The sequence below is a fragment of the Enhydrobacter sp. genome (assembly GCA_025808875.1).
Taxonomy (GTDB): Bacteria; Pseudomonadota; Alphaproteobacteria; order Reyranellales; family Reyranellaceae; genus Reyranella.
The window spans coordinates 414,022-430,981 of record CP075528.1; the positions used below are offsets into that span (position 1 = coordinate 414,022).

A 16,960-nucleotide genomic window follows, 5' to 3' on the forward strand; every position below is an offset into this window, starting at 1 on the left:
GGCCATGGCTGTCGAGATCAAGGTTCCCGCGCTCGGTGAATCGGTCACCGAGGCAACTGTTGCCAAATGGCTGGTCAAGGCGGGCGATCAGGTGAGCGTCGACCAGCCGCTGTGCGAACTCGAGACCGACAAGGTGACCGTCGAGGTCAATGCGACCGTCGCCGGAACCATCGTCGAGCTGGCGGTTGCGGAGGGGGCTTCGGTCCAGGTCGGAGGCGTGCTGTGCCACATCGAGGCAGGCGCTTCCGGAGCCGTGCGGCCTGCGGCGCCGCCACCCCCTGCGGCGGCGTCACCGCCGAAGGCCGCAACGCCAGCGCAACCGGCCAGCGCCTCCAATCTCGCCTCATCGGGTCCTGCCGTACGCAAGCTGGCCGAAGAGAAGACGGTGCCTGCAGCGGCGATCCAGCCTTCGGGCAAGGACGGCCGTGCCACCAAGGCGGACGTGATGGCCGCGATCTCGTCCATTGCGGCGCAATCCGCACCGCCACCGATCGCCAAGCCGGTGCCGACCGGCCCGCGCCCCCGCGCGGACCGTGAGGAACGGGTGAAGATGACGCGCCTGCGGCGCACCATCGCCAACCGTCTGAAGGAGGCGCAGAACACCGCTGCCATGCTCACCACCTTCAACGAGGTGGACATGACGAACGTCATGGCGCTGCGCGAGCGGCTGAAGGACGATTTCGAGAAGAAGCATGGTGCCCGCCTCGGGTTCATGTCCTTTTTCGTCAAGGCCTGTATCGTGGCGTTGAAGGAGCTGCCGTCGGTCAACGCCGAGATCGAGGACGACGATCTCGTCTACAAGAACTACTACGACATCGGCGTTGCCGTCGGCACGCCGCAGGGTCTCGTGGTGCCCGTCGTGCGCGACGCGAACGCGCTGTCGTTCGGCGATATCGAGAAGACGATCGGCGAGCTCGGGCGTAAGGCGCGCGACGGCAAGCTCACCATCGCCGACCTGACGGGCGGGACCTTCACCATCTCCAACGGCGGCGTCTACGGCTCGCTGATGTCGACGCCGATTCTCAACCCGCCGCAATCGGGCATTCTCGGTATGCACAAGATCCAGCAAAGGCCCATGGCGATGGGCGGCGACATCAAGCTGCGACCGATGATGTACCTCGCTCTGTCGTACGATCATCGCATCATCGACGGTCGTGAGGCCGTCACCTTCCTGGTGCGGGTCAAGGAGTGTATCGAGGATCCCGAGCGTCTGCTGCTGGGGATCTGACGATGGCCGATGCATTCGATCTCGTCGTGATCGGCGCCGGACCGGGCGGCTACGTCGCGGCGATCCGCGCCGCCCAGCTCGGCATGAAGGTGGCCGTCGTGGAGAAGCGTGCCACGCTCGGCGGCACCTGCCTCAATGTCGGCTGCATCCCGTCGAAAGCGCTGCTGCAGTCCTCTCACTTGTTCGAGGAGGCGGCACACGACCTGATGCAGCACGGCATCAAGGTCGGGACACCATCACTCGACTTCGCGCAGATGATGAAGCGCAAGACCGAGGTGGTCGGTGCCACGACCAAGGGCATCGAGTTCCTGTTCAAGAAGAACAAGATCGCCTCCTATCGCGGCATCGGCCGCATCGAGGCGGTCGATTCCGTCGCGGTCGTCAGCGACGACGGTGCCGTCACGGAAATGTTGTCGGCGAAGAACGTCCTGATCGCGTCAGGCTCGGAAGTGACGCCGCTGCCGGGAGTGGCGATCGACGAGAAGCGGATCGTGTCTTCTACCGGTGCGCTCGAGCTCGCGGAGGTGCCCAAGCGACTGGTCGTGGTCGGCGCCGGTATCATCGGCCTGGAGCTGGGCTCGGTCTGGCGTCGGCTCGGGTCGGATGTCACGGTCGTCGAGTTCCTCGACCGCATCGCGCCGGGCATTGATGACGAAGTGACGAGGCACTTCCAGCGCGCCCTGCAGAAGCAGGGGCTGAAGTTCAAGATGGGCTCGAAGGTCACCGGGGCCGAGTCGGGCGATTCCGGCGTGACCTTGACGATCGAGCCCGCGAAAGGTGGTGCCGCCGAGACCGTCGACAGCGACGTCGTTCTCGTCTGCATCGGGCGACGGCCGCATGTCGAAGGCCTCGGCCTCGACAAGGTTGGCGTGAAGCTCTCGGCGCGCGGCCGCATCGAGGTGGACCACCAGTTCCGGACCTCGGTGCCCGGCATCCATGCCATCGGCGACGTCATCGACGGTCCCATGCTGGCCCACAAGGCGAGTGAGGATGGAGTCGCCTGCGTGGAGACCATTGCCGGCCAGAAGGGACACGTGAACTGGGATCTCGTTCCATCGGTCGTCTATACTCAGCCGGAGGTGGCGTGGACCGGCAAAACCGAGGAACAGCTCAAGGCCGCAGGCGTTGCCTACAAGATCGGCAAGTACCCCTTTACCGCCGATCCGCGCAGTCGCGCCAACGGCCGCACCGAGGGCTTCGTGAAGGTGCTGGCAGACAAGGCGACGGACGAGGTTCTGGGCGTGCACATCATCGGTGCGGAAGCCGGCACCATGATAGCCGAAGCGGTTCTCGCCATGGAGTTCAGGGCGTCGGCCGAGGACATCGGCCGTGTCTGCCATGCCCATCCCACCGTCAGTGAGGCGCTGAAGGAGGCGGCGCTGGCGGCGTGGGAAAGGCCGATCCATCTGTGAGCCGCCGGAGGCGGTAGCCAATGCGCAAGCCGCTGATGGCGTTGGCGATCGCCGGTTGCCTGGCGATGTCGGTGATCGGCGGATTGCTGCCCTTCCTGCAGGGCTGGATCTTCTTCATCATCGCGCTCTATCTGTTCGCGACCGAGTTCCGAACGGGCCGGCTGTGGGTCAAGGGCGCGCGGCGGCGCTGGCCGTTCGTCAATCGCTGGATCATGCGGGCACGCGACCATCGTTGGGCGCCGAGTCACCTCAAGGAGTTCGAGGACCTGACCGATCCATGGAAGTGACGCGGACGATCGTTGGTATTGTTCTGCTGCTGGCCTGCCTGTCGCCGGCAGTGGCCCAGCAGAACGTTCGCGTCCGCGCCGACCTGGCCGAGCGAAGGATCGACATTCCCGCTCAATTGTATCGGCCTGCGGGACAGGAGCGAGTACCCGTCGTGGCGATCTTTCACGGCTGTGGTGGACCGGGCATGAACAATGCGCGGATGGCCGGGCTTCTGCGCGACTGGGGTTACGGCGCGCTGGTGGTCGACAGCTTCTCTTCCCGAGGCATCAAGGATGCCTGCGGTCGGAACTGGCCGTCGCAGGCGGACGCGGAGAAGCGTGCCCTCGACATCGATGCCACGCGGCAATGGCTCGAGGACCAATCCTTCGCCGATGCCACGCGGCTCGCCGTCATGGGCTACTCCTATGGCGGAGGTGTCGCGATGTTGCGGGCCTTCGCCGCCGGGCCACCGGTGCGCGATCTCCCGGCCTGGCGCGCCTCCATCCTGGTCTATCCCGATTGCGCACTGGCGGATGCACTGGGATCGCACCTTTGGCCGCGTCAGCCGACCCTGTTCGCCCTGGCCGAGCTCGACGACTGGACGCCGATCGGGCAGTGCCAGGCCGTGTTGGGCCGCGTGACCGCAGATCGCGGCTTGATCGAGGTCAAGATTTACGAAGGCGCGCATCACAGTTTCGATGCGCTTGGACTTCCGGTGCGCTATTTGTCGGGGGCAGGCAACCGCAGCAAGCCCGGTGGTTGCTGTGGTGCGCACTACGGTGCCCACGAGCCCTCCTGGAGGCGGTTCGTGGTCGACGTGCAAGCGTTCCTGACCGAGGCGTTCAAGCCATAGCGCGGGCCGCGGTTGGGGGCCGCATGCGAGCCAGGTATTCACTCGGCGGGTTGATCGCCGTCCCGTTGCTTGTCGCGTTCGATGGCTTGGCGCAGGATGGCGCGCAGATCCCCACATCGCCCGCGATTCCGGGCCAGGCTTCGCCATCGTCGGACATGCGCCACGTCGGCAGGGTCCATGACAGGCTGCGCGCGAGCAAGGCGCGCGCGGGACAGACACTCGAGCAGCAGGTCGACAACGCGGTCACGCGGTACGAGCGCGCGAAGAAGCAGATCGAGGACGTGATGGGCCTTTCCTTCACCATGACTGCGTCGGGCACCGGCCAGTGGGGGACGCCGGATGGCGGCTACGGTGCCGTCCAGGGCCTGTTCACCCCGTCGATCCACTGGAAGGTCCACGAGGGCCGGATCGGCACGGGATCGTTCCAGTTCGCCTACAACGCGCCCCAATACTGGTCGGGTGCCACCGGCGCCAGCCTGCAGGGTCGCCTCAACCTCAACAGCGCGATCAACGACTTCCCGACAAGTGCACCGTCCTATAGCCAGCTCAGCTACACGCATGCACTGCCGGGCAATTGGTTCGCCCTGACCATCGGGCAGTTTCCCTTTGCCAACTTCGATGGCAATGCCTACGCCAACGATCAGCAGGTCAATTTCCTCGGCTACTCGCTGGCGCAGAACGGCAGCCAGAACTACTCGACAGGCAGCCTCGGCGCCTACGTGCAGGTCGGCCCGGTCGCCCACGTGACTTTTGCCGCGGGTTTCCAGGACGCCAACAACGTTGCTGCCAATTACATCCTGTTCGATACGGTCGGACGAGGCCAGTACGCCTGGTTCGGCTATCTCGCCTGGTCGCCGACTGTTCCCGCGTTCGGTCAGGGGGAGTATTCGCTGCTGTACTACAATCTGCCGAGCGTCACGGCTCAACCTCAAGCCGGTTCCGGCCTGTCGTTCAGCGCGTCCCAGCCGATCGGCCCGCACTGGGGCGTTTTCGTGCGGGCCAACACGGCGTGGAACTCCAGCTGGTACATCCAGTCGTCCATCGCCGGCGGCGCAGTCTACAACGATCCGCTCGGCCGGGATCCGCTCGACCAGATCGGCCTGGGCTTTGCCTGGAATCGCACAAACCAGGCACTCTATGGCGGAACCTTCGCGCGCCCCAGCGAGACCATGATCGAACTCTACTGGGCCTGGACGGTCTTCCGGCGCCTGCAGATCACGCCCGACGTGCAGCTCTACTTTCAGCCGGCATTGACGCCCGCTCAGCAGCTCGCGGCGGTATTCTCGATTCGGGTGGCGGCGCTGTTCTAGCCGTGCGCGTATAGTATCGGCGGCAGGGGGAGAGACGATGGCCGACGCGACCTCGGTACACGGACGTGGAGCGATGCGGATGCTCAGCGTCGCGGCGCTCGGCATCGGTTCGATGGTGGGTGCCGGCATCTTCGCACTGCTCGGCCAAGCTGCCCTGATGACCGGCAGCGACGTCTATCTTTCCTTTGCGATCGGTGGCGTCATCGCGTTGCTGTCGGGATACTCCTACTCCCGCCTCGCCGCGCGCTATCCGAGTTCGGGCGGCATCCTGGACTATTTCGATCGTGCCTTTTCGTCGAAGGTGACGGCTGGCGGTCTGTCCATTCTCTATCTGGTGACCCAGATCGTCTCGATCGCGATGATCGCCAAGACCTTCGGGGCCTATACTGACCGGCTGTTGATCGGCGACGCGTCGGAGCCGCATGTCGCCAATGCATTCGCTTCAGGCATTGTCATTTTTCTGGTTGTGGTCAACATGATCGGCTCCGGCACGGTCGGGCGAATCGAGGAGCTCCTCGTTGCCGCCAAGCTGATCATCCTGGCGATCCTGCTGCTGGCCGGCGTGCCGAGCATCGATCCCGCGATGGTGACGGCCGGTCCGACCGTCAGTCCTGCCACGTTGTTCGCCAGTGTGGGCCTGACGTTCTTCGCCTATGCAGGCTACGGGATGATGACCAACGCGGCAGGGCACGTCGCTCGGCCCGAGGTGACCATTCCGCGCGCCATCTTTCTCGCGATCGGCACGGTGATCGTGCTCTATATCGGCCTGTCGGTCGTCGTGCTCGGCAACATCTCGCAGGCGGATCTCGCGCGGTTCGCCAGTACGGCCGTTGCGCAGGCGGCTCAGCCGGTGCTGGGCAACGTGGGATTCGTTCTCGTGTCGATTGGCGCCTTGTTCGCGACGTCGTCGGCAATCACGGCCGCCCTTTTTTGCGTGCTCGAGATCTCGAGAGGCCTGGCTGCCAAGGGACAGTTGCCCGCCGTCTTCGAGCAGCCGTCGTGGCGGCACGGGACGCGGGGCCTGCTGTGGGTGGCTGGGGCCATTCTGGTCATGGTGAATGTATTCGATCTGGGTTCGATCGCTCAGGTTGCCGGCGCGACCTTCCTCATTTCATACCTCGGCGTGTTCGCGGCGCATTGGCGACTTCATTCGGAAGTCGGCGGCTCACGCCTCGTTATCGTGGTGGGCACGGCGCTGATGACCGTCGTGTTGGCCGCTTTTGCCGTCAGCCTGTGGTCCACACAGCCCTCGGCGATCGCCTTCACGGTGCTCGCCGTTCTCGGCAGCCTCGCCGTCGAGTGGCTGGTGCAGCGGCGACGACGCACGACCTGAGCGTTTCGCGCTATCGCACCTTGGCTCTCGGGTGGGCGGTGCGGTAGACGGCGCTCAGGCGGGCCGCATCGACGTCCGTGTAGCGTTGCGTCGTCGACAGCGAGGCGTGGCCGAGGAGTTCCTGGATCGTTCTGAGATCGCCGCCCGCGCCCAGCAGGTGCGTGGCGAAGGAGTGACGCAGGGCGTGCGGTGTCACTGTCTCCGGCAGGCCGAGAGCGCGCCGTAGATCGCGCACGCGCTTCTGCACAATGGCGGGATCGAGAGGACCGCCGCGCGCGCCGAGGAAGAAGGCATCGCGTGGCCCGAGCGCACCCATGAAGGGGCAGGCGTCGCGATAGGCATGGAGCGCCTCGAGGGCCTGCGGCAGTAGTGGCACCAATCGCGTCTTGTTGCCTTTGCCGGTGATGCCGAGGACGTCCTGGCGGCTCGCCAGCAAGCCATCGACAGCGCCCCTGGTGAGCCCCAGGGCTTCGCCGATACGCAGGCCCGCACCGTAGAGCAGCATCAACACGGCGCCGTCGCGCAAGTCGATCCAGGCGGGGCGTTCCTGTTCGGAGCCGGCATCGAGCAGATCCTCGGCGTCACGCTCGCTGAGCGCCTTGGGCACCGAACGCGGCAGTTTCGGCGTCTTGATCGCGGTGATGCTGGCATTGTGCGCCAGCCCGCGCTTGTCCAGGAATCGAAAGAACGAGCGAACCGAGGAAAAGGAACGCGCCGTCGAGGTGCGCGCCAACCCCTGGCTGGCTCGCTCGGCCAACCAAGCGCGGAACTCCGCGGGTTTCAGCCCGGCGAGCGCCTGAAGCGTCGGCTTCTCGCCGAGATAGGTCGTCATGAAGGACAGGAACGAGTCGACGTCATGCTCGTAGGCGACGAGCGTGTGCACCGACAACCGCCGCTCGCTTTTCAACCAGTCGCGCCACGCCGCGCGGGCGGCGTCGAGGGTCATGACTATTCCGGCAAGTCGAGCCAGGCGCGGATGGTGTTTTCCAGCACCTTGGCCAGAAAGAACAGGAGTTCGGTCGATTGCTCCGGCCCGAAAGCGGTCGGATCGCGCGAGCCGAAGCACATCACGCCGTCGGGCGAGCCCGAGGAGACACGCAACCGCATCAGCACGTCGGACTGCACGAAGCGCGAGACTTCGCCGAAGAACGCGTCCTCGCCGACGATGCTGGAACGCAGCCGGGCGTGCTTCTCCGGGCCGATTGCGGCGTCGATCGCTCCCGGGGCCAGCACATAGACGCCGCGCACCGGCACGCGCTTGGGGGCGTCGGCATTGGCCTCGATGGCCAGCGTGATGAAGTCGACATCCAGCAACTCCGGCAGCTCGTGCGTGACGACATGGATCATCTTCTCGAAAGTCGTCGCCTGGATGATGCTGATGACGGCCGCCTGGATGCGATTCTGGACGATCTGGTTCTGCTTGGAATTGGCGATGATCTCGGTGCGCTCGCTCTTCAGCCGGTCGATCTCGCTGCGCAGACGCTTGAGGATCGCCTGCTGCATGTCGATCACGCCGGGGCCGCGGCTCTGGATCGGTGCCGCAAGTCCCGATGCGAGGTCGGCGTGTTTCTCGAAGAAGTCGGGATGGGCTTTGAGATAGGCGACGACGTCCTCGGCGGTGATCAACTTGACCTGCCGGCCCGAGCCATCGGGCGCCGTGACCGTGCCGTCGCCGCTCATAGGATCGACTGCCCTGTCTTGGCCCAGTCGTCGAGGAAGGCCTTCAGCCCGTTGTCCGTCAGAGCGTGCTTGAAGAGCTGACGCAGCACGCCGGGCGGCACGGTGGCGACGTGAGCGCCGAGCTTGGCAGCCTGGATGACATGCTGGCTGTGGCGCACCGAGGCGACCAGCACCTCCGTCCGGAAGTTCGGATACTGGCGATAGATGGTCATGATCTCGGCGATGAGATGCATGCCGTCCTGGCCGATGTCGTCGAGACGGCCGACGAAGGGCGAGATGAAGCTGGCGCCCGCCTTGGCGGCGAGGAGCGCCTGCGCCGCCGAGAAGCAGAGCGTGACATTGACCATCGTGCCCTCGGCGGCGAGAGTCTTGCAGGTCTTGAGGCCGTCGGGCGTGAGCGGCACCTTGACCGCCACGTTGCGGGCGAGCTTGGCGAGCTTGCGGCCTTCCTCCAGCATGGTCTTGTGGTCGGTCGCGACAGTCTCGGCGCTGACCGGGCCGGGCACGATGGCGCAGATCTCCTTGATCACGTCGAACATCGGGCGGCCCGCTTTCATGATCAGGGAGGGGTTGGTCGTCACCCCGTCGAGCAACCCGGAAGCCGCGAGATCCTTGATCTCGGCGACGTCGGCGGTATCGACGAAGAACTTCATATAAACTACCCCAATGCCCAGTGGTTCTGAGGGACGCGCCACCGCAATTTCTAGCAGACCGAGCCCGGGTCGTGGGGCCTGAATCGGTGGAAAACGTCGCGACGGGCGAAGCCGTCCCCACGGTGCGGGTGCTGCTGCCGCTGCCGCTGGCCGACGCCTACGACTACAGTGTCCCGGAAGGCATCGCAGTTGCGCCCGGCGATTTCGTCGTCGTGCCCCTTGGCAAGCGCGAAACGGTCGGGGTGGTGTGGGGGCAGGGGTCGGGCGAGGTGCCGCGCGCCAAGCTGCGCGACATCGCCGATCTCCTGCCGGCGCCGGCGATGGCCGAGCCGTTGCGCCGCTTCATCGACTGGGTCGCGGCCTATACGCTCACGCCTCCCGGCGCGGTGCTGCGCATGGCGATGAGCGCGCCGGCTGCCCTCGAGGCACCTCGGACTGAACTGGTGTACCGCGCTGCTGCCGGGGCGGGAGACGACGCGCTGACGATCACGGCGGCACGCAGCCGGGTGCTCGCTGCGCTGAGGGACGGCCCTGCCATGCCGGCGGCCGAGCTCGCCCATGTCGCTGGCGTCGGCTCGTCTGTGATCAAGACGATGGCCACGGTCGGCCTGCTCGATGCCGTCGAGCGCACGGTGCGGCGTTCTTTTCCACTACCCGACGGTGAGCGCGACGGTCACGCGCTTTCGCCGGAACAGTCGGTCGCCGCCGCGGCGCTGGTCGGGAAAGTCTCTGCACGGGCCTTCTCCGCCACCCTGCTCGATGGCGTGCCCGGATCGGGCAAGACGGAGGTTTATTTCGAGGCGATCGCTGCAGCCGTGAAGGCCGGGCGGCAGGTCCTGGTGCTGCTGCCGGAGATCGCGCTCACGGCGCAATGGCTCAAGCGCTTCGAGGATCGCTTCGGCTGCGCGCCGGCGTCGTGGCATTCGGGATTGACCGGCCTCGAGCGGCGCGAGACGTGGCGTGCCATTGCCGAGGGCAGGGTGCCGGTCGTGGTCGGTGCGCGGTCGGCGCTGTTCCTGCCCTTTGCCGAGCTCGGTCTCATCGTCGTCGATGAGGAGCACGACGGTTCCTTCAAGCAGGAGGACGGCGTCACCTACAACGCGCGCGACATGGCGGTGGTGCGCGCCCGCCTCGTTGCGGCACCGATCGTGCTCGCCTCGGCGACTCCTTCGCTCGAGAGCATCGTCAATGTCGCGTCGGGCCGCTATGGCGCGCTCCACCTGCCCGACCGGCACGGCGGCCGAAGGCTCGCGGCGTTGTCCGCCATCGACTTGCGGCGGCATCAACCGGCGCGCGGACATTGGCTGTCGCCGCCAGTCGTCGAGGTGATGCGTCAGACGCTCGCGGCGAAGGAACAGGTGTTGTTGTTCCTCAATCGCCGCGGCTACGCGCCGATCACCCTGTGTCGCGGCTGCGGACACGGCATCGAGTGTCCGCAATGCTCCGCTTGGCTGGTCGAACATCGCTTCCGGCGCACGCTGGTCTGCCATCACTGCGGTTACAGCGAACCGCCGGCCCATGCCTGCAAGCATTGCGGCGCGGTCGACCAGTTCGTCGCCTGCGGACCGGGCGTGGAGCGGCTGGCGGAGGAAGCCCTGCAACTCTTCCCCGAAGCGCGCATCGAACTCTTCACCTCGGACACGCTCGCCAGTCGCAACGCGGCGACCGAGGCGATCGAGCGCATGGAGCGGGGCGAGATCGACATCCTCATCGGGACGCAGATGGCGGCGAAAGGGCATCACTTCCCGAGTCTCACGCTGGTCGTGGTCGTCGACGCCGATCTCGGCCTCAATGGCGGCGATCTGCGCGCCGCCGAGCGAACCTTCCAGCTCCTCTATCAGGTCGCGGGCCGTGCCGGTCGCGAGGAACGGCCGGGCCGTGCCCTGGTGCAAACCCATCAACCCGAGCACGCCGTGATGCAGGCGTTGGTCTCCGGCGATCGCGACCGCTTCGTTGCCACCGAGCTGGCGGATCGCCAGGCGGCCGGAATGCCTCCCTACGGCCGCCTCGCCTCCCTGATCGTCTCGGGGCCGGAAGCCGCCGCGGTCGACAACGTCTGCCGGGCGATCGCGCGCCGCGCGCCGCATGAATCCGGGGTCACGGTGCTGGGGCCGTCGACTGCGCCGCTCGCCCTGTTGCGCGGCCGACATCGCCGGCGCTTTCTCCTCAAGACCACGCGCGATATCGCGGTCCAGCCGGTGCTCCGGCGCTGGCTTTCGGAGGTCGCATTGCCCGGCTCAGTGCGCCTGCAAGTGGACGTCGATCCCTATTCCTTCATGTGACGATCCGCGCTGAAAAACCGCGGTAATACAGGCCCTTGGCATCCTTGCGCGGTGGAAGGGCGCATGGTAGCAACGCGCGCCTTTTTCCGGAGTGGGGCACCAGCATCTTCCGGAAAAAGATTCGGGGATTCAACGGCTTGCCAGCCCGCGACGCGGTATGGGAGAGGCTTTCGACGTGTCAACTTCCGCCACATCAGGCGTCGCCGGACGCTATGCCAGTGCCCTCTTCGAGCTGGCGGATGAAGCCAAGTCGCTCGACCAGGTCGCCAACGACCTCACCACTTTCCGCCGTCTCGTCGTCGAGAGCGCCGACCTCGCCCGCCTGATCGCGAGCCCCGTCATTGCGCGCGATCAGCAAGGCAAGGCGCTGCTCGCCGTGCTCGACGCGGCGGGTATCGCCGGCCTCACGCGCAGCTTCATCGGCACCGTCGCCGCCAACGGCCGCTCCCGCGATCTGCCGGCGATGGCCGCAGCCTTCCTCGCCGAGCTGGCGCGCCGGCGCGGCGAGACGACGGCGCAGGTCACGTCCGCCGTTCCGCTCACGCCGGCCCAGGTGCAGCAGCTCACCGACACGCTGCGCGGCGTTCTGGGCGGCGCCAAGGTTTCCATCGACGCGCGCGTCGAGCCCGACATTCTCGGCGGCCTCGTCGTCAAGGTCGGCTCGCGCCTGTTCGATTCGTCCATCCGCAGCAAGCTCGCCCGCCTGCAGCTTGCCATGAAGGGAGTTGCCTAAATGGATATCCGTGCCGCCGAAATCTCTGCCATCCTCAAGCAGCAGATCGCCAATTTCGGCACCGAAGCCGAAGTCGCCGAAGTCGGCCAGGTCCTCTCGGTGGGTGACGGCATCGCCCGCGTCTACGGCCTCGACAGCGTCAAGGCCGGCGAGATGGTCGAGTTTCCCGGCGGCATCAAGGGCATGGCGCTGAACCTCGAGCGCGACAATGTCGGCGTCGTCATCTTCGGCGACGACCGCACCATCAAGGAAGGCGACACCGTCAAGCGCACCGGCGCCATCGTCGATGTGCCGGTCGGCAAGGGTCTGCTGGGCCGCGTGGTCGACGGTCTCGGCAATCCGATCGACGGCAAGGGCCCGATCGCGGCGACCGAGCGCCGCCTCGTCGAGCTGAAGGCCCCGGGCATCATTCCGCGCAAGTCGGTGAACGAGCCGATGCAGACCGGCCTCAAGGCGCTCGACTCGCTGGTCCCCGTCGGCCGCGGCCAGCGCGAGCTGATCATCGGTGATCGCCAGACCGGCAAGACCGCCGTTGCCATCGACACCTTCATCAACCAGAAGCCGATCAACACGGGCACCGACGAGAGCCGCAAGCTCTACTGCGTCTACGTCGCCATCGGCCAGAAGCGCTCGACCGTGGCGCAGATCGTCAAGACCCTCGAGGACAACGGCGCGATGGAATATTCCATCGTCGTCGCCGCTACCGCCTCGGATCCGGCTCCCATGCAGTTCCTCGCGCCCTATGCCGGCTGCGCGATGGGCGAGTATTTCCGCGACAACGGCATGCACGCCGTGATCGTGTACGACGACCTTTCCAAGCAGGCCGTCGCCTACCGCCAGATGTCGCTGCTGCTGCGCCGTCCGCCCGGCCGCGAAGCGTATCCCGGCGACGTCTTCTATCTGCACTCGCGCCTGCTCGAGCGCGCCGCCAAGCTGAACGAGAAGAACGGCTCGGGCTCGCTGACGGCGCTGCCGGTCATCGAGACGCAGGCCGGCGACGTGTCGGCCTACATCCCGACCAACGTGATCTCGATCACCGACGGTCAGATCTTCCTCGAGACCGAGCTGTTCTATCAGGGTATCCGCCCGGCGATTAACGTCGGCCTGTCGGTGAGCCGCGTCGGGTCAGCCGCCCAGATCAAGGCGATGAAGCAGGTCGCCGGCACGATGAAGCTGGAGCTCGCGCAGTATCGCGAGATGGCGGCCTTCGCGCAGTTCGCCTCCGACCTCGATGCCGCGACGCAGCGCCTGCTGGCGCGCGGCCAGCGCCTGACCGAGCTCCTGAAGCAGGGTCAGTACCAGCCGATGCCGGTCGAGGAGCAGGTCGCCTCGATCTACGCCGGCACCCGTGGCTACCTCGACGGCCTGCCGGTCGGTCGCGTCGGCGAATACGAGCGTACGATGCTCGATGCGCTGCGCGCCGAGGGTTCGATCCTGGCCGCGATCCGCGACAAGCGCGAGATCGTCAAGGAGACCGACGACAAGCTGAAGGCGTTCCTCGCCGACTTCACCAAGAAGTTCGCCTGACCGCCGATGCCCAGCCTCAAGTCCTACCGGCTGCGGATCCGAAGCGTCCAGTCGACGCAGAAGATCACCAAGGCCATGAAGATGGTGGCAGCGGCCAAGCTGCGCCGCGCCCAGGAGCAGGCCATGGCAGCCCGCCCCTATGCGGAGGCCATGGACAAGGTCATGGCCACGCTCGCCTCGAGCTTCAAGGGTGGCACCGGGCCCAGGTTGCTCGCCGGCACCGGGTCCGACAAGGTTCAACTCCTGATCGTCGCCACCGCCGACCGCGGCCTGTGCGGTGCCTTCAACAGCTCTATCGTGCGCGAGGCGCGCCGCACCATCCGCATGCTGCTCGACCAGGGCAAGACGGTGAAGGTGCTCGCAGTCGGCCGCAAGGCGCGCGACCAGCTGCGCCGCGACTATGGCGGCCTGATCGTCGAGACCATCACCGATCTCGGCCGGCCCAGGCTTTCCTTCGCCGACGCCCAGAAGGTGGCGGGCCGCGTCACCGAGATGTTCGAGAAGGGCGAGTTCGACGTCGCCACGGTGGTCTTCAATCGCTTCAAGTCGGCGATGACCCAGATCGTCACCGTGCAGCAGCTCATCCCACCGCCGGCGCCCGACGCCGCGGCGGCGCCCGCCACGTCGGGCGGGGCGGTCTACGAATTCGAGCCCGACGAGGGCGAGATCCTCGCCGACCTGCTGCCGCGCAACCTGACGGTCCAGATCTTCCGCGCGCTGCTGGAGAATGCCGCGAGCTTCTACGGCTCGCAGATGACGGCGATGGACAACGCCTCGCGCAACGCCGGCGACGTGATCAAGAAACTGACCCTGCAGATGAACCGCTCGCGTCAGGCCTCGATCACGAAGGAACTCATCGAGATCATCTCCGGCGCCGAAGCCGTCTAGAGTTACGAAAGGGACACCACCATGGCTTCCAACAACACCGGCACGATCACCCAGATCACGGGCGCGGTCGTCGACGTTCGTTTCGAGGGTGAATTGCCGAACATCCTGAACGCGCTGAACGTCGATGCCGACGGCCGCAAGCTGGTGCTCGAAGTCGCCCAGCACCTGGGCGAGTCGGAGGTTCGCACGATCGCGATGGACACGACCGACGGCCTGGTCCGAGGCACCAAGGCCGTCGACACGGGCGGCCCGATCGCCATGCCGGTCGGCCCCGAGACGCTCGGCCGCATCCTCAACGTCATCGGCGAACCGGTGGACGAGCGCGGTCCGGTCAACGCCAAGAGCACCCTGCCGATCCACCGCTCCGCACCGGAGTTCGTCGAGCAGTCGACGGAAGCGCAGATCCTGGTGACGGGCATCAAGGTCATCGACCTGCTGGCGCCCTACGCCAAGGGCGGCAAGATCGGCTTGTTCGGCGGCGCCGGCGTCGGCAAGACCGTGACGATCATGGAGCTGATCAACAACGTCGCGAAGGCGCACGGCGGCGTCTCGGTGTTCGCCGGCGTTGGCGAGCGCACCCGCGAGGGCAACGACCTCTATCACGAGATGATCGAAGGCAACGTCATCAAGCTCGACGGCCCGGGCTCGAAGGTGGCCCTGGTGTACGGCCAGATGAACGAGCCGCCGGGCGCCCGCTCGCGCGTCGCGCTGTCGGGCCTGACGGTAGCGGAATACTTCCGCGACGCCGAGGGCCAGGACGTGCTGTTCTTCGTCGACAATATCTTCCGCTTCACCCAGGCCGGCTCGGAAGTGTCGGCGCTGCTCGGCCGCATCCCGTCGGCGGTGGGCTATCAGCCGACGCTGTCGACCGACATGGGCGCCCTGCAGGAGCGCATCACCTCGACCAAGAAGGGCTCGATCACCTCGGTGCAGGCGATCTACGTGCCGGCCGACGACTTGACCGATCCGGCGCCTGCCACCTCGTTCGCGCATCTGGATGCGACCACGGTGTTGAGCCGCTCGATCGCCGAGATGGCGATTTTCCCGGCGGTCGACCCGCTCGACTCGACCTCGCGCATGCTCGATCCGCGCGTCGTCGGCCAGGAGCACTATGACGTCGCCCGCTCGGTCCAGCGCGTGCTGCAGCAGTACAAGTCGCTGCAGGACATTATCGCCATCCTGGGCATGGACGAGCTGTCGGAAGAGGACAAGCTGGTGGTGGCCCGCGCCCGCAAGATCCAGCGCTTCCTCAGCCAGCCGTTCCACGTCGCCGAGGTCTTCACCGGCACGCCGGGCGTCTTCGTGAAGCTTGAGGACACGATCAAGGCGTTCAAGGGTATCGTCGCCGGCGAATACGACGACCTGCCCGAGCCGGCTTTCTACATGGTCGGCACGATCGACGAGGCGATCGGCAAGGCCAAGAAGCTCGCGGCCGAGGCGGCCTGAGAACATGGCCAAGGTCGCTTTTCGCCTGGTCATGCCGGAGCGCGAGTTGCTCGACACCGAGGCGGACATGGTCGTGGTGCCGGGCAGCGAAGGCGATTTCGGCGTCCTGCGCGGCCACGCCCCTCTCATCTCGACCATCCGGCCGGGAGTGCTCGAGGTCATCCAGGACAACAAGGTCGAACGGCGCTTCATCATCGTCGGTGGCTTCGCCGAGGTGACGCCGGAGCGCTGCACCGTCCTTGCCGACGAAGCGCTGCCGTTCGAGGAGGTCACAGCCGAGCAGCTCGCCGACCGCGAGCGCGCCGCCGAGCGCGACCTGTCGGATGCCGCCACGGATGCCGAAAAAGCGGCGGCCCAGAAGGACTTGGCTGTGGCGAAGGATCTGCGGCGGGCGCAGGCCTACTACGCCGGGCGATAACCACAGTCTCAACGCAAATTTGGGCGACTGTCCCCCGCGCGGCCATTGAAAGCCGCGCTCGGGCTCGCTTTATTACAGGCACGCGACGGCCCCAAGGGTACGCACCATGGCGAACTGGACACTCGAGACGATCGCCTGGGATCGCTTCGATGCGTCGAAAGTGGATCCCGAGATTCTGCGCAACATCAAGGCGGCGGCCATGGTGGAACGCAACGGCGGCGACTACGGCATCTATCTCGGCCGGGTGTTTGCCGACGATCCCGAGTTCGTGCAATCGGTCGACCGCTGGGTGACCGAAGAGGTTCAGCACGGCCTCGCCCTCGGACGCTGGGCGCAACTCGCCGACCCGGGCTGGGATTTCGACGCGGCGTTCGCGCGCTTTCGTGCCGGCTACCAGCTTCCGCTCGATGCCCAAAGTTCCGTTCGCGGCAGCCAGGCCGGGGAGATGATGGCCCGCTGCATCGTCGAGACGGGCACAAGCTCCTATTACAGTGCGCTCAAGGACGCGACCGAGGAGCCGGTCCTCAAGCAGATCTGCGCCAAGATAGCGGCCGATGAGTTCCGCCACTACAAGCTCTTCTACGATCACATGCGCCGCTGCCTGGCGCGCGACCGGCTGAGCCGGTGGCAGCGCCTCAGGATCGGCTGGTCGAGGCTCGCCGAGAGCGAAGACGACGAGTTGGCCTATGCCTACTTTGCCGCCAACGAACCGGAAGGCGCGATCTACGATCGGCGCAGCAGCGGCAATTCCTATGCCCGCCGCGCCTATGCGATCTATAGCGAGCCCCATGTCCAGCGCGCCATGGCCATGGTGCTGAAGGCGGTAGGGCTGGAGCCGCAGGGCCGGCTCAATGCCTGGATGACACGGCTTGGGCTGTGGTTCCTGCGTCGTCGCGCCGCCCGGCTCGCCCTCACCGCCGCCTAGATGTG

At 66.4% G+C, this 16,960-nt stretch carries 16 protein-coding genes; 13 read left to right on the forward strand and 3 right to left on the reverse strand.

Annotation, left to right across the window (positions count from 1 at the left end; all coding sequences use genetic code 11):
• Positions 1-4 precede the first annotated feature (4 nt).
• From odhB to KIT25_02010, 6 genes are all read left to right on the forward strand, one after another.
• Positions 5-1,228 carry a 2-oxoglutarate dehydrogenase complex dihydrolipoyllysine-residue succinyltransferase gene (gene odhB, locus KIT25_01985; protein UYN95745.1) on the forward strand — a complete coding sequence of 408 codons (1,224 nt, stop codon included), beginning with the start codon at positions 5-7 and terminating at the stop codon, positions 1,226-1,228.
• 2 nt (positions 1,229-1,230) lie between these two features.
• Positions 1,231-2,640, forward strand: coding sequence for a dihydrolipoyl dehydrogenase (locus tag KIT25_01990; protein UYN95746.1), 1,410 nt, complete (start codon positions 1,231-1,233; stop codon positions 2,638-2,640).
• Positions 2,641-2,660: 20 nt separating this feature from the next.
• Positions 2,661-2,927: a hypothetical protein gene (locus tag KIT25_01995; protein UYN95747.1), complete on the forward strand. Its 267-nt coding sequence runs from the start codon at positions 2,661-2,663 to the stop codon at positions 2,925-2,927.
• A complete protein-coding gene (locus tag KIT25_02000) occupies positions 2,918-3,760 on the forward strand; it encodes a dienelactone hydrolase family protein (GenBank protein UYN95748.1) in 843 nt (280 codons plus the stop codon). The genes KIT25_01995 and KIT25_02000 overlap by 10 nt, the downstream gene beginning before the upstream one ends.
• A gap of 155 nt (positions 3,761-3,915) precedes the next feature.
• The gene (locus tag KIT25_02005; protein UYN95749.1) at positions 3,916-5,070 is read left to right on the forward strand and encodes a carbohydrate porin; all 1,155 of its coding nucleotides are present in this window, start codon (positions 3,916-3,918) and stop codon (positions 5,068-5,070) included.
• A 37-nt stretch (positions 5,071-5,107) separates the two neighbouring features.
• Entirely contained in the window at positions 5,108-6,403 is a 1,296-nt protein-coding gene (locus KIT25_02010; GenBank protein ID UYN95750.1) for an amino acid permease, read from the forward strand.
• A gap of 10 nt (positions 6,404-6,413) precedes the next feature.
• Here KIT25_02010 and KIT25_02015 read toward each other — a convergent pair whose 3' ends face one another.
• The 3 genes from KIT25_02015 to fsa are packed head-to-tail and all read right to left on the reverse strand — an operon-like array spanning position 6,414 to position 8,736.
• Positions 6,414-7,349: a tyrosine recombinase XerC gene (locus tag KIT25_02015; protein ID UYN95751.1), complete on the reverse strand. Its 936-nt coding sequence runs from the start codon at positions 7,347-7,349 to the stop codon at positions 6,414-6,416.
• A 2-nt stretch (positions 7,350-7,351) separates the two neighbouring features.
• On the reverse strand, positions 7,352-8,083 hold the full coding sequence (locus KIT25_02020; GenBank protein UYN95752.1) for a DUF484 family protein: 732 nt from the start codon (positions 8,081-8,083) through the stop codon (positions 7,352-7,354).
• Entirely contained in the window at positions 8,080-8,736 is a 657-nt protein-coding gene (gene fsa, locus KIT25_02025) for a fructose-6-phosphate aldolase (GenBank protein UYN95753.1), read from the reverse strand. The genes KIT25_02020 and fsa overlap by 4 nt, the downstream gene beginning before the upstream one ends.
• A 122-nt stretch (positions 8,737-8,858) precedes the next feature.
• Between fsa and KIT25_02030 the strand changes: the two genes are divergently transcribed.
• The 7 genes from KIT25_02030 to KIT25_02060 all read left to right on the forward strand — a co-directional run bounded on the left by KIT25_02030 (position 8,859) and on the right by KIT25_02060 (position 16,955).
• A complete protein-coding gene (locus KIT25_02030; GenBank protein UYN97792.1) occupies positions 8,859-11,018 on the forward strand; it encodes a primosomal protein N' in 2,160 nt (719 codons plus the stop codon).
• 157 nt (positions 11,019-11,175) lie between these two features.
• Positions 11,176-11,751, forward strand: coding sequence for a F0F1 ATP synthase subunit delta (locus tag KIT25_02035; protein ID UYN95754.1), 576 nt, complete (start codon positions 11,176-11,178; stop codon positions 11,749-11,751).
• On the forward strand, positions 11,752-13,278 hold the full coding sequence (atpA, locus tag KIT25_02040; GenBank protein ID UYN95755.1) for a F0F1 ATP synthase subunit alpha: 1,527 nt from the start codon (positions 11,752-11,754) through the stop codon (positions 13,276-13,278). It begins immediately after the preceding gene.
• 6 nt (positions 13,279-13,284) lie between these two features.
• Positions 13,285-14,166 (forward strand): F0F1 ATP synthase subunit gamma, encoded by an 882-nt coding sequence (locus tag KIT25_02045; GenBank protein ID UYN95756.1) that lies wholly within the window; start codon positions 13,285-13,287, stop codon positions 14,164-14,166.
• 21 nt (positions 14,167-14,187) lie between these two features.
• Positions 14,188-15,612 (forward strand): F0F1 ATP synthase subunit beta, encoded by a 1,425-nt coding sequence (gene atpD / locus KIT25_02050; protein UYN95757.1) that lies wholly within the window; start codon positions 14,188-14,190, stop codon positions 15,610-15,612.
• A gap of 4 nt (positions 15,613-15,616) precedes the next feature.
• The gene (atpC, locus tag KIT25_02055; protein ID UYN95758.1) at positions 15,617-16,030 is read left to right on the forward strand and encodes an ATP synthase F1 subunit epsilon; all 414 of its coding nucleotides are present in this window, start codon (positions 15,617-15,619) and stop codon (positions 16,028-16,030) included.
• Positions 16,031-16,136: 106 nt separating this feature from the next.
• On the forward strand, positions 16,137-16,955 hold the full coding sequence (locus tag KIT25_02060) for a ferritin-like domain-containing protein (GenBank protein ID UYN95759.1): 819 nt from the start codon (positions 16,137-16,139) through the stop codon (positions 16,953-16,955).
• Positions 16,956-16,960: the final 5 nt, after the last annotated feature.

What these genes read in the sequence shown, in the direction of transcription:
- KIT25_01990 (UYN95746.1), top strand. Translation starts at nt 1,231, where the DNA reads ATGGCCGATGCATTCGATCTCGTCGTGATCGGCGCCGGACCGGGCGGC.
- KIT25_01995 (UYN95747.1), top strand. Translation starts at nt 2,661, where the DNA reads ATGCGCAAGCCGCTGATGGCGTTGGCGATCGCCGGTTGCCTGGCGATG.
- odhB (UYN95745.1), top strand. Translation starts at nt 5, where the DNA reads ATGGCTGTCGAGATCAAGGTTCCCGCGCTCGGTGAATCGGTCACCGAG.
- KIT25_02000 (UYN95748.1), top strand. Translation starts at nt 2,918, where the DNA reads ATGGAAGTGACGCGGACGATCGTTGGTATTGTTCTGCTGCTGGCCTGC.
- atpD (UYN95757.1), top strand. Translation starts at nt 14,188, where the DNA reads ATGGCTTCCAACAACACCGGCACGATCACCCAGATCACGGGCGCGGTC.
- KIT25_02015 (UYN95751.1), bottom strand. Translation starts at nt 7,349, where the DNA reads ATGACCCTCGACGCCGCCCGCGCGGCGTGGCGCGACTGGTTGAAAAGC.
- atpA (UYN95755.1), top strand. Translation starts at nt 11,752, where the DNA reads ATGGATATCCGTGCCGCCGAAATCTCTGCCATCCTCAAGCAGCAGATC.
- KIT25_02005 (UYN95749.1), top strand. Translation starts at nt 3,916, where the DNA reads ATGCGCCACGTCGGCAGGGTCCATGACAGGCTGCGCGCGAGCAAGGCG.
- KIT25_02045 (UYN95756.1), top strand. Translation starts at nt 13,285, where the DNA reads ATGCCCAGCCTCAAGTCCTACCGGCTGCGGATCCGAAGCGTCCAGTCG.
- KIT25_02020 (UYN95752.1), bottom strand. Translation starts at nt 8,083, where the DNA reads ATGAGCGGCGACGGCACGGTCACGGCGCCCGATGGCTCGGGCCGGCAG.
- KIT25_02010 (UYN95750.1), top strand. Translation starts at nt 5,108, where the DNA reads ATGGCCGACGCGACCTCGGTACACGGACGTGGAGCGATGCGGATGCTC.
- KIT25_02060 (UYN95759.1), top strand. Translation starts at nt 16,137, where the DNA reads ATGGCGAACTGGACACTCGAGACGATCGCCTGGGATCGCTTCGATGCG.
- KIT25_02035 (UYN95754.1), top strand. Translation starts at nt 11,176, where the DNA reads ATGGGAGAGGCTTTCGACGTGTCAACTTCCGCCACATCAGGCGTCGCC.
- atpC (UYN95758.1), top strand. Translation starts at nt 15,617, where the DNA reads ATGGCCAAGGTCGCTTTTCGCCTGGTCATGCCGGAGCGCGAGTTGCTC.
- fsa (UYN95753.1), bottom strand. Translation starts at nt 8,736, where the DNA reads ATGAAGTTCTTCGTCGATACCGCCGACGTCGCCGAGATCAAGGATCTC.